Origin of the sequence: Bradyrhizobium sp. USDA 4538, from assembly GCF_024171045.1 — a bacterium.
Lineage (GTDB): Bacteria > Pseudomonadota > Alphaproteobacteria > Rhizobiales > Xanthobacteraceae > Bradyrhizobium > Bradyrhizobium australafricanum.
In genome coordinates this window covers 1,631,740-1,644,085 of record NZ_JALJZE010000001.1, presented here as the reverse complement: position 1 = coordinate 1,644,085, position 12,346 = coordinate 1,631,740, and the positions used below count along the sequence as shown (strand labels likewise).

The 12,346-nt window shown below is 59.6% G+C and carries 8 protein-coding genes and 3 pseudogenes; 7 read left to right on the top strand and 4 right to left on the bottom strand.

Annotated features, from left to right (window positions below; translation table 11 throughout):
• The first annotated feature begins 32 nt into the window (after positions 1-32).
• Entirely contained in the window at positions 33-323 is a 291-nt protein-coding gene (locus J2R78_RS07090) for a hypothetical protein (RefSeq protein WP_253603519.1), read from the top strand.
• A gap of 697 nt (positions 324-1,020) precedes the next feature.
• Here the strand turns inward: J2R78_RS07090 and J2R78_RS07085 are convergent.
• A pseudogene (locus J2R78_RS07085) lies at positions 1,021-2,353 on the bottom strand (IS5 family transposase).
• Positions 2,354-2,538: 185 nt separating this feature from the next.
• A protein-coding gene (locus J2R78_RS07080; RefSeq protein ID WP_139481326.1) for an IS5 family transposase occupies positions 2,539-3,302 on the bottom strand; the annotation gives its coding sequence in 2 pieces (ribosomal slippage) (positions 2,539-2,964 and positions 2,967-3,302; 762 coding nt in all).
• A 1,084-nt stretch (positions 3,303-4,386) separates the two neighbouring features.
• Here J2R78_RS07080 and J2R78_RS07075 point away from each other — a divergent pair.
• The 6 genes and pseudogenes from J2R78_RS07075 (at position 4,387) to J2R78_RS07050 (ending at position 11,324) form a co-directional block, all read left to right on the top strand.
• Complete coding sequence (locus tag J2R78_RS07075; RefSeq protein WP_253603589.1) at positions 4,387-5,160, top strand: SDR family oxidoreductase; 774 nt, start codon at positions 4,387-4,389, stop codon at positions 5,158-5,160.
• A gap of 322 nt (positions 5,161-5,482) precedes the next feature.
• Positions 5,483-6,044: pseudogene (locus tag J2R78_RS07070) on the top strand (3-alpha,7-alpha,12-alpha-trihydroxy-5-beta-cholest-24-enoyl-CoA hydratase); the annotation flags it as partial.
• A gap of 98 nt (positions 6,045-6,142) precedes the next feature.
• On the top strand, positions 6,143-7,417 hold the full coding sequence (locus J2R78_RS07065; RefSeq protein WP_253603587.1) for an IS256 family transposase: 1,275 nt from the start codon (positions 6,143-6,145) through the stop codon (positions 7,415-7,417).
• A gap of 49 nt (positions 7,418-7,466) precedes the next feature.
• Entirely contained in the window at positions 7,467-7,763 is a 297-nt protein-coding gene (locus J2R78_RS07060; RefSeq protein ID WP_375167107.1) for a MaoC/PaaZ C-terminal domain-containing protein, read from the top strand.
• 1,399 nt (positions 7,764-9,162) lie between these two features.
• Entirely contained in the window at positions 9,163-10,023 is an 861-nt protein-coding gene (locus J2R78_RS07055; protein WP_253603585.1) for an acyl-CoA thioesterase II, read from the top strand.
• Positions 10,024-10,478: 455 nt separating this feature from the next.
• Positions 10,479-11,324: an acyl-CoA thioesterase II gene (locus tag J2R78_RS07050; RefSeq protein ID WP_253603583.1), complete on the top strand. Its 846-nt coding sequence runs from the start codon at positions 10,479-10,481 to the stop codon at positions 11,322-11,324.
• 583 nt (positions 11,325-11,907) lie between these two features.
• Here J2R78_RS07050 and J2R78_RS07045 read toward each other — a convergent pair.
• A complete protein-coding gene (locus J2R78_RS07045; protein ID WP_253603581.1) occupies positions 11,908-12,099 on the bottom strand; it encodes a DDE-type integrase/transposase/recombinase in 192 nt (63 codons plus the stop codon).
• Between the two features lie 62 nt (positions 12,100-12,161).
• Positions 12,162-12,284, bottom strand: a pseudogene (locus J2R78_RS07040) (IS3 family transposase); the annotation flags it as partial.
• Between the last annotated feature and the right edge of the window lie 62 nt (positions 12,285-12,346).

Below are 12,346 nucleotides of genomic sequence, written 5' to 3'. Positions count from 1 at the left end.
AAGCCATACAAAAGCGCATGAGAATGCCATCAATGCTCGATCCGCACCTCACCAATATCGAGCGCTGGCTGGCGGCCGAGCCTCGTCTGACCGCGCTGGCAATTCTCTGTCGCCTCGCTGAACAATGCCCCGAACAGTTCGGCCCGGCGCAGCACACCATCGTGCAGCGCTTGTTGCGATCCCTCAGACGCAAAGCAACCGAGACGATCGTCCCGCGCACGGCTGAGGGTGCGGCAACGGCCGGTGATTCCGGGACTGGAGCCGCCGCTGGTGTGATGGGCACTCCGCCACGTCCCCAGTCCCTCCGATCCTGCGAGCAATGATGCAACCTCGGACCGGCCGACAGTCGGGGCTACATCCGTCAAGCGAAAGTTGGGGGCCAATTTGAACGCCGGTTGACAGGCAGGGCGCGGTGGGGAATCCTCGTGTTATCAGCCGGCATTGCCGAGGCTCGCTCCCTAGACCGAGGCCAGCCCCAAGAGGAAACCACGGTCATGCGGTAGCCAACCCGCGCATGAGAGGTTGATCAACCGTCATCTTTGGTCTTACCTACTACCGTGGACACCTTCAAAGTCCAGCGCTCGTAATTAATCCAGCCCAGGTGCCGAGTATTGTGGTGCATCTGGCGCCGCTCGCCACCTATGAATGCCTTATCGGTGCCGCCGAGTTCAAAGATTGCGCATGAGCATGGCCGCCTCGAACTGAGGCTGCCCGCAATCAGCATTTCGCCGACAGTCCGATAAGGAAGATTGGCGGGCGCTTCCTCGCTATTAGCACGAACTCGCTGAACAGGGACGCCAGTCGGAAAACCTCGACGGCTTCAAGCTCGAGGCCGTGCCGATGATGTCCAAGGCGCGGGGGACCGCGCTCGCCGGCGGCGACGGCTTGTCGGATAAGGGAACAATCTGATGTTTGGCCGGACCGGCGTCCGGATGAGTCATTTGGCAGCAGCCCTCAGGGCTGGCCCTGGTCGAGGACGGATAGTGCGTCGTTCGTGAAGAACTGGCGCCGGCGCCCGGCTTAAGCGGTGTTTCGAGCCGGGACGGTCTCGAAGAAGGCTCGGATGATGACACGCAAGAGCTCTGCGAGCCATCGCAGCAGCAGGCCGAAGTTATAGCCGGCAGCGGCGAGAACAGCGTTGATGCGGTCGCCGAGGCGTCCCTTGAGATAATTTCTGTCCATGCGGTGCTCGGCCTTGACGTGGCCGATGACGGGCTCGACAGCCGCGCGACGCTTCATCTCGCGACGGATGGAAGCTGTGACGCGGCGGACCTGACCCGAGATCCAGACCCTGAACCGATGCGGGTGGTTGTGACCGCGATATCCTTTGTCGACGTGGATACCGCGAGCCTCCACCCCGGTGAGCTTCTCCATGTCGGCGATTACGGGACCGAGCGTGTGCCCATCGAAGGGATTGCCATGCAGCGCCTTGGCATGGAGCACGAACTGGCCGCCCTTCGGAGACGTCACAGGGGTGGCGATGCTGACCTTGCAGCCGAACTCGTAGGGCGCGCGGGCTTTACCCTTGCCGATGCACTCAATCTCCGGAGCATGTAACGCATAGACCTTCGGACCGCGCTGATGCTGATCCTGGCTGCGCACCTGCTGCGCTAAACCGAGCAAGGCCGAAGCGAGCTTCCAGCACCGTATCGCCATCAATCTTGCGGCGGATGTCGCGGATGATCCGGCCAAGCCGTGTCCGCAGGAACTTGAGCTGCCGCCGGGCGCGTTTGAACTGGTGGGCGTGGGTATAGCGGCCGGTCATGATGGCGGCGCGCTTGGCCAGGCGCAGATAGCTCTGGCGTAGCGGCACACGGTTGCGCTTGGCGAGCCCGACCAGCTTGATGATTGCTCGATGCAGGAGCCGCGCGTCGGTCGGATGCGCAACCGCCTTGGGCTGCACCGTGGTATCGACCACCACGCGCTTCAGGTCCTTCGGGCCGAGGGCGCCTGTCTTGTGCGCCACCGACAGACTTTCCTGGATTAGCGCAACGAACTGCTCCTCGCCGAGCCGCTGCCGCCAGCGCGTCATCGACGATCGATCGAACGGCAGACGGTGGCGGAAGCTCAGCTCGCCGCAGAAGTATTGGTAATAGGGCTTCTCGATCCAGCGAGCGCACAGCACCTCATCTGACAGGTTGTGCATGTGCTTCAAAATGAACAGGCCGGCGACTAGCCGCGTCGGCAAGCCCGGCTGTCCCGACCCTGCTTGGCACACCGAACTGAAGCGCTCATTCAGGATGTTCCAGTCGATCAGCGCTGCCAACCGCACCAGCGGATGACCCATGTCGATGATCTGATCAAGCGCCGGAAGCAACAGGTCTTTCTGGCGATCATCCCGCGGCTTGCTCATCGCATTCCCCAATGTCGACGACGCTGTCAGGGAATCACGAATCACCCAAAAGCAAAACCTAAAACGCAAGAAAGCGAGGTCCAATACCCCGCTTTCCTGCAAAATCGAATACTACATCAAGACCAATTCTGCTTATTTCTCAAGTCAATCCGCATTCTTCACGGACGACTAGGTGGTGTGGACATTTATCGCATCCATAAGACGATGGCTGCGAGAGTAACGACGGCCAGGTAATTTCGGGCGGTCTTTTCGAAGCGGGTTGCGACGCGGCGGAACTGCTTGAGTTTTGAGAAGCAGCATTCGACGAGATGACGCTGGGCATAGAGATGCTTGTCCAGCGGATATTTGAGCGCACGTGACGGGTTGTTGGGGATGACGGCGAGCGCGCCTTTGGCAGCGATCGCCTGGCGCAAGTGATCGGCGTCATAAGCCGTATCCGCCATGACGACCTGGGCAGGTAATCCCTCGATCAATTCGGCGGCTTGCGGTACGTCGCTCTTCTGACCTGCGGTGAGCTTGAACCGTACGGGACATCCCAGGCCGCGAACGGCCATATGTATCTTGGTGCTCAGGCCACCGCGCGAGCGACCGATCGCCTGATCTTCAGACCCCCTTTTTTCGCCCCAGCGGCGTGCTGGTGCGCCCGGACGATGGTGGAGTCGACGATCAGATACTCGAAGTCCGGATCACCGGACATCGCTTCGAATATGCGCCACCAGACCCCCTTGATGCTCCATCGACTGAAGCGCCGAAACACGCTGTTCCAGTCTCCAAACACCTCCGGAAGATCACGCCAGGGAGAGCCAGTGCGCACGATCCAAAGTACGCCCTCCACAAACATCCGGTTGTCCCGTCCGGTCGAACCCTTCTGGTCAGGCCGGCCGATGATCAGCGGCGCCATCCGCTCCCATGTCGCGTCGCTCAATACCAAGCGGTCCATCACACCCAAGGCGGCCTCCCCAAAAGCAGCCTTGAATCTGATTTGCGCCTAAAAGGGAATCCTTAGAGTCCACACCACCTAGTGCGTCCTTTTCACCCGGACCCGCGACCTTGTTCAGTCGAGTCGTGCGTCTACGAGGACGCCAGCGGATAGCGGCGCGTGTGAAATCACCGTTCGCTCGGACCTGCCGATCGAGGATAAGATCGCAGCTCAGGATTCGGTTCCGTTCTGCAATAGCGCTCGTGGATCACCTCGTTGATCTTGCCAAGGAGCAATATCTTGCCAAGGAGCAACACTTCGTGCTTGCGCGCCGAGCAGTCCCACGACCCAGCTATCGCAAAAGCGCTTCTGCATAGCCAATACAACATTCCTCCCCAGAGTGGGTAGTTGTCTCGATCCTTACAATCATTAATTTGCCGTAGGCTATAATCAGCGCATCAGGGCAGGAGACAGGGTAAAGAAAGGGCACTTAATCCATTGCACGTCTCCTACGTTCTTCGACTATATGATGAACGGCGCCGCCGAAAACGAAATCATCAAGCTCTCGAACACGAAGTCTCGATCATGCTGGCCTGACCGAAAATGTGTGCACCGCATCGTCCTACGTGGGCACCCGCCGTCCGCCACCGTGCGATTGAGAGACCCGTTCCGACGATCGATCTCCCCGTGATGATGGCGCGCTTGCTCAACGGTCGACTCCGTCACACGCATGCTGGACCGGCAGGCCAAGGTCTCGGAAATCGCCGCCGGGGCGTCGCCGGCTCCAGTTCGGCAGCGCTTCCTGGGGCCTATCCTGGCTACGATTGGCGCAGCGCGATCTCTCGGGCGGCAAGCGACGGACGCCACAAAACGTGCCCGGGAAACGGGGCTCGAGTCTCGGGAGATCTCAGAACGGACACTTGCAAGCCGCCGCCACGCAGGCTGGTTCGGTCAGCTCAGATTCTGTCTTTTACCTTCGATGCGCATCATCCAAAGATCCAGCGGCTTTGGTGTGGAAGCTTCTAATCCTTCCCGAGGAGCAGAACTTCACAACGGGGGTGTGCAACTTAAAGTAGCTGATTCCGCCGAACCTAATGTAACTTGGAGTAGCATCATGTTTGTTTCCCTCTCCCTTGCTGGCCGCCGAGCCATCGTCTCCGCAGCGACGTCCGGCATCGGGCGCGTTATTGCCGAGACGTTGGCGGGAACGGGGGCTCGGGTGGAAGTGTGCGGCGTGGATGAGGCGAAGATTGCAGAAATGAGACGATGTCATCCCGCGATTGGCGCGGTCTCTTGTGATCTTGCCCATGCGGCCGATACGGAGCAGTTCTTCGCCGGTGCGGTCGAGCGGCTCGGGGGGCTCGACATTCTCATCAACAATGCGGGTATTGCAGGTCCCATCGGACTCGCCGAATCCATGTCACTAGAGGCATGGAACCGCACGCTGGCGGTCAACCTGACGAGCCACTTCCTGCTCGCCCGTCTAGCCGCCCCTCTTATGCGGAAGGCGGGCGGCGGGGCGATCGTCAACATCTCCTCGACCGCAGGGCTAGAAGGAAACGCGCGGCGTTCGCCCTACAATGCCTCGAAATGGGGTGTCATCGGCCTCACCAAAAGCCTCGCGAAGGAGTTGGGCCCCTCCAAGATCCGCGTCAACGTCATCTGCCCCGGCTTCGTCGAGGGCGATCGTATGGAGCGCGTGATCGCCGAGACAGCGGCGCAGAAGGCAGTCAAGTCGGAAGAGGTCCGCGCCCGTTTGCTCGCGGCATCGTCTATGGGCACGTCGGTGCGACCGAACGACATCGCCGCCATGATCCTCTTCCTTGTGTCGGATGTTGGCATGCGGCTGTCAGGTCATGTCTTCGTGGTGGACGCCGACTCGATGTGAGGCGTCGCCCGAGTTAAATCTTAATATCACAGGCCTCAGTGGGCACTCGGGCGCTTAATGTGCGTCAATGGCGCTGGCGCGACCTTTGCTTGAGGCGCAACTACTCCGATTGTGGATCAAGTCCGCGTAGATCTGTAAGCAGGTGTGCTCCTTCTCTTGAACTAGTGTGCCGGTTCTTACCGTCAAACTCGTGCGTAAAGTCGCGCCACGTTTGGCATTTGGAGCTTAACATGGTGCCATGATCGAGCAAAGCTATAGGAGCAAACATATAGACATCGGACTTAGTCCCAATAATCCGGCTATAGCGGCAATGAAAGACGCGATGTCAATTGACTATCCAACGGTGCTCAAGCTCAAAACCGAAGCCGTTCCTTATTCGTGGAGTAATCGCGAGGTAATGCTATATGCGCTTGGCATCGGGATGGGGGCCGATCCTCTGAACGAAAGAGAGCTGCAATTTGTCAACGAGGCATTTGCAAAACCCAAGCCGCTGAAGGTGGTTCGGACCTTTGCTTCGGTCTATGTATGGGGGGCGCGACCTGGAGTCATCAATCTCAACCGCGTCATGCTCGTTGATGGCGAGCGCGACATCACGTTTCACAAACCGATGCCTGTCGCTGCCAGCGTTACCGCGGACACGCGTGTACGACAAGGGCAAAGCGAAAGGCGCGATAATTCAGAACGAAATCGTCGTCAAGGATTGCGACGGTGATAAGATCGCCACGATACTTTCTTCTCTCTTTGCAAGAGGCGATGGTGGTTTTGGTGGACCATCGAAAGGAATGCCCGAGCTGCACCGGATGCCCCGCCGAACGCCTGACAGCTCAGTCGATATTCCGGTCCAGTCCGACCAAGCGCTAATCTACCGTTTGTCGGGTGATCGGGGGATGTCCCGGGTTCTGTTGAATTTCTGAAGAGGTCGGCGTTGCCCACCTTGAGCCGGTAGGCTCGGGGTGCTGATTCCACAAAGGAGAGCAACGCCATGACGAGAGATATCACACCGGCTGGTTGGCCGGCGATCGGGGCTGTGGACGACGCGTTTGCGGAAGTGCGAGCGAGCTTCGATCGGTTCTGCCTTGCGGCAGGGATCGAGGCGCTCGGCACGATGATGGAGGCGGATGTCACGGCGGCCTGCGGGCCGCGCCACGGTCGCGACGCGGCGCGGCGGGCGCACCGTTGGGGCCGAACGCGGGGACGAATCGGTTTCCACGGCGGCAAGATCGAGGTCGAGCGTCCGCGGGTCCGGGGCGTGGACGGCCGCGAGGTCACGATCCCGAGCTGGGAAACGGCGGCGCAGGAGGATTGGCTCGGTCGCTGGGCGATGAACCTGATGCTGATCAATGTGTCGACGCGCCGGTTCGGCCGCGCTGTCCGGCTGCCCGAGGGTGACGTGCCGGCACCGCCCGGATCGGGGGTTTCGAAGTCGGCGGCCTCGCGGAGGTTCGTAGCGCTGTCGGCGGCGCGGCTGGCCGACTTCATGGCTACCGATCTGTCCGCGCTCGACCTTCTGGTGGTCCAAATCGACGGGCTGCATCTCGGCGACGATCTCGTGCTGGTCGCCGCGATCGGGGTTGACGGCGAAGGCAACAAGCATCCGCTGGCTCTGGTGGAAGGGGCGACCGAGAATGCCGCAACGGTTCAGGCCCTGCTGGACAACCTGGTCTCGCGCGGGCTCGCCCCGACGGTGCCAAGGCTGTTCATCGCCGACGGCGCGAAAGCGTTGTCGAAGGCGATCCGCCGCACCTTCGGTTCGGCCGCTGCGATCCAGCGCTGCCAGATCCACAAGGCGCGCAACATCATGGAACGCCTGCCGAAACAGCATCATGCGGCCACCCGTCGAGTGCTGCGCCAGGCCTGGGAGCTCGATGACGCCGACAAGGCTGAAAAATTGATCCGCAATCTCGCGCGTCGACTCGACCAGCAATGGCCCGGCGTCGCGGCCAGCATCCTCGAAGGCCTCGACGAAATCCTGACTGTCGTCCGGTTGAAGCTGCCGAAGGAACTTCGTCGATCGCTCGCCTGTACCAACATCGCCGAGAACATGATGGGCACCATTCGCCGCGTCACGCGCAACGTCAAACGCTGGCGGGATGCCGGTATGGCCTTGCGATGGGTCGCGGCCGGCATGATCGAGGCCAACAAGGGCTTTCGACGATTGAAGGCGCATAAGCAATTGTCGGTTCTGCGTGCGGCCCTTCAAGCTCACTACGATCGCATGACGATCAAGCCCGTTGCCCACGTCACGAGGGCCGCGTAACATTCATTCCGGCAGCGTCGGCCCGACGTAGTTCAACACCGATCGGGACATCCCCGGTGATCGAAATCCGTTGCATAGCGATCCGGAATTCGCTCGTCGCGCCGGTTTCTCCAAACCCATACTCCACGGCATGTGCACCTATGGACTGACCTGCAGGGCCGTGTTGCAGACGTATGCTGACTACGATCCTCTGCCTACCGTCGTCATCGCGCCCGCTTTTCTGCTCCGGTCTTCCCTGGTGAGACCATTACGGTCGATCTCTGGAAGGACGGCAGTTCGATTTCGTTCGAAGGTTCACCAGCGCAAAGTTACTGTCGCCAAAAACGGACAGAGCGTGCTAAGCTGAAGCTTCTCCATGTCCGCTCCGCCCGAACAACCTTATAGTGGCAAGATGGCATCATCATGTAGAACTTCCGTGGAACGATGCCGTGACCAACTGAGTGCACATTTTCCGGGACAATACCGGTGTGGTGTCGATGGCTCATCCGACCGATTAGGCGCTTTCGACGTTTAAGGCCATGCGTTGCTTTTTGGAGGTCGGTTTGTCGAATTTGGCCGTGCTGCTCGAGCGCCGCACCCTCAAGAGTGCCCGATCTCGCTGATGGAGGATACTGCCTCAAATCTAAATCTGCCATTAAACGCTAGGTTTATCGTCGATCTTGCAGTGATAGGCCCTTGGTACGAAACAGAAGGGGGCTTCGAAGAGCCCGAAGAAGTAGAATAATCCTGCAAATCAACCGCCTCTTGCAGGTGAGTTCCTTATTCATGGGACGACCGACAGGCGACAACGGACGGGCGAAGCAATTCGCTGAAGATCGTTCGATTCTCGGAGTGGGTTCTGTGGATCGTGCGCAAGGAACAGTTGAACTCCTTGGCCGCATGGAAATGACCCGAAGACGCAAACCACGTGGTTTGTGCCGCGCCGAATACCTGAGTGCCAAACAACTCATTGAACCGGCTCTCGACGCAATCTTTCTGGCGGATTCCTATGGTTATAGACCCGGCAAATCGGCTCTTGATGCCGTAGGCGTCACGCGCAAGCGTTGCTGGAAGTACGACTTGTCAGTGTCGGACTCCGGACATAAATGCTTTCTATCTATCACATGCTGACGATAGGTGCGTTTGCACTAACAACTTGATCTCGGACCCGGTCAAACCAGCAAGGGGATGTCACGGAACCGGAGGCTCGAACTCTACAGCAAAAGTCGATGGCCATTGCCAAACGACAGTCCGGTCGGCCAGCGTCTTGCGAACGCTACGTTGCGCAGGACGGGGCGATGTCAATTCGCAGCACCGGACTCACCAAATGATCCTGCAACGCGACATGTTGCGCGCAAACTGCGCGGCACAAGGATCACGAACGCGTGTGGTCTCGTGCTCAGCAGCGTCTGGTTTGGCGCGACCTGAAGCAGGAGGATTGGTATCGCATCGAGCAAGGCTCGCATAGCATTCGTATGGCACGCTAGTTGCTGAGGATAAAGGATCGTCACGAAATGACGATTGGAGTCCCGAGCAAGGAGTCAGCTGAGGATTCGTTTTCGTGCAAGACACAGCAGCATTGTTGAGTGCCGTCCACCAACTGGAGCTTGGCTGCGACCGCAGCGGCGAAAGATCGACGAAACAAAGACTCAAAGGGGCGATATCGCCATTCCGGGCCCGCTAAGGCTAATCCCGGAATATCGAAACGTTCGGGTTCGTGACTGTGCCATACCCAGGAATGAGGCCGAAAAACCAGAAGCACGTCAATGTCCAAAAGCTTGATCGATCTACTCGCCATCCTTGACCTCGAAACTATCGAAGTGAACCTGTTTCGCGGCAACAGCCCGAATACCAGTTCGCTACGTGTATTCGGCGGCCAAGTGATCGGGCAGGCGATGGTCGCGGCATCTCGAACAGTGGAAGGCCGGCTGCCGCATTCGCTGCATGGCTGTTTTATCCAGCCCAGCAACCCACAGGTGCCGATCATCTACCAAGTCGAACGGTTACGCGACGGCAAGAGCTATTCGACACGGCGAGTCAGCGCGATCCAGCATGGCAATGCGATCTTCTCCGTCATGGTGTCGTTCCATGCCGAGGAAGAGGGCGCCCTCGACCACCAGGACAAGATGACCCATGTGCCACCGCCGGAAAAACTCACGATGGAGGCGTTATCCAAGCACCCAGAGTTTCCCAAGATGCCGGAAATCATCCACCGCTATTACGAATCCGATCGGCCGATCGAGTTGCGCCCGGTCGAGGTCGGCCGATATGTTGGTCAGAGAATCGATGACGGCCGCATCCACATCTGGATCAAGACCGCTGCGAAGTTGCCCAATGATCCGGCGCTGCATATGTGCGCGCTGGCCTATGCGTCGGATTTCTCGTTGCTCGATGTGGTGATGGCACGCTATGGCGGCACGCTGTTCGACGGGCGCATGATATCGGCAAGCCTCGATCATGCAATGTGGTTTCACCGCCCGTTCCGCGCCGACGAATGGCTGCTTTACGCGCACGATTCGCCGAGCGCACAGCGTGGCCGTGGTTTTACGCGGGGAATGATCTTCAAATCCGACGGCACGCTGGTGGCATCCGTCGCCCAGGAGGGCTCTGTGCGCGAGCGACGTTGACCCTTCATGTGAGCACAAGTGCGATGACACTGAAGAACCCGCCGTCGCCAAATGTTGGGGGCGATACCATTGTCCTTTCATGTGCGGCTCAGCAGCGTCTGGTTTGGCGCGACCTGAAGCAGGAGGATTGGTATCGCATCGAGCAAGGCTCGCATAGCATTCGTATGGCACGCTAGTTGCTGAGGATAAAGGATCGTCACGAAATGACGATTGGAGTCCCGAGCAAGGAGTCAGCTGAGGATTCGTTTTCGTGCAAGACACAGCAGCATTGTTGAGTGCCGTCCACCAACTGGAGCTTGGCTGCGACCGCAGCGGCGAAAGATCGACGAAACAAAGACTCAAAGGGGCGATATCGCCATTCCGGGCCCGCTAAGGCTAATCCCGGAATATCGAAACGTTCGGGTTCGTGACTGTGCCATACCCAGGAATGAGGCCGAAAAACCAGAAGCACGTCAATGTCCAAAAGCTTGATCGATCTACTCGCCATCCTTGACCTCGAAACTATCGAAGTGAACCTGTTTCGCGGCAACAGCCCGAATACCAGTTCGCTACGTGTATTCGGCGGCCAAGTGATCGGGCAGGCGATGGTCGCGGCATCTCGAACAGTGGAAGGCCGGCTGCCGCATTCGCTGCATGGCTGTTTTATCCAGCCTGGCAACCCACAGGTGCCGATCATCTACCAAGTCGAACGGCTACGCGACGGCAAGAGCTATTCGACACGGCGAGTCAGCGCGATCCAGCATGGCAATGCGATCTTCTCCGTCATGGTGTCGTTCCATGCCGAGGAAGAGGGCGCCCTCGACCACCAGGACAAGATGACCCATGTGCCACCGCCGGAAAAACTCACGATGGAGGTGCCCAAGCCGCCGACGTCCTTCGAAACGCCGGAATTCATCCGTTGCTACTATGCGATCGAGTTGCGCCCGGTCGAGGTCGGCCGATATGTTGGTCAGAGAATCGACGACGGCCGCATTCACATCTGGATCAAGATCGCTGCGAAGCTGCCCAATGATCCGGCGCTGCATATGTGCGCGCTGGCCTATGCCTCCGATTGCTCTCTGCTGGATGCGGTAACGGCACGCTATGGCCACCCGCCGTTCGACAAGAAGATCATGACCGCAAGCCTCGATCATGCAATGTGGTTTCACCGCCCGTTCCGCGCCGACGAATGGCTGCTTTACGCGCACGATTCGCCGAGCGCACAGCGTGGCCGTGGTTTTACGCGGGGAATGATCTTCAAATCCGACGGCACGCTGGTGGCATCCGTCGCCCAGGAGGGCTCTGTGCGCGAGCGACATTGACCCTTCATGTGAGCACAAACGTCTCTCGCGATCGCGTCCACATTGAATTGCGCTCGCGGTGGCCGAAGCGTGAGGACGAGCCACGATGTAAATCCGTGCCGTCGCGGGAGGGAGCCTCTCGCGTCTGCAAACATTTCAACCGAGCTGTGGTGTCAATATTCGTCAGTCCCTAGCAAACTCGCATCGGTTGTCAGGGACAGGTGCCTGCCGCTAGAGGCGGCAGAGCGGGTTGATGGGTTAGGGCGGCGATGCGGGGCTGCAGCGCAGCAGCCCCGCATCGCGGTAAATTTGCTTCGAACTCGGCGGGCGGCTGTAAGCCCGGGCCGAGTGCAGTCGCTGGCGATTGTACACCTCCTCGATGAAGGCGATCGCATTTCTGGCATGCTGCGCATCTCGGTAGGCTGGGCCGTTGACCTCCTCTTGCTTGAGGGTCTTTGAAGCTCTCCGCTTTGGCATTGTCGTAGGGATTGCCGACCCGGCTCATGCTGGGAGTAATGTAGTGCTGCTGGAGGAGCTCGGTGTAGTCGCTGCAGGCGTATTGGATGCCGCGGTCGGAGTGGTGGATCAGGCTACCGGGCCTCGGTTAGCGCGCCGCCAGCGCCATCGAGAGCGCGGCGACCGCCAGACGCGCCTCCGGGTGCGTCTCCAAGGCCCAGCCGACCACGCGTCGACTGAAGGCATCGAGCACAATGGCGAGATAGGCGGACTCCTCCTGCAGACGGATGTAGGTGATGTCCACCCCATCAGGCACCATGCCGCGGGCCAGGTTCGACATCACCCGCCACGGGTGGCGCGAGTCCGTTGTCACGGGCACAAACGGCCGCTGCCGCAGGACAGCAGATTATCTTCTCGCACCGGCCGCAGCACGCGTTTGTGGTTCACCGCAAAGCCCTCACGGCGCAATTGCGCGGAGATCCGGCGATAGCCGTAATGCCTATAAGCAAGCGCCAGCCGCTGGATCGCGTCCCGCATGCTCGTCGCTTCGGCGCGGTGCTGCCCAATGCCGGTAATAGCCGGCCCGG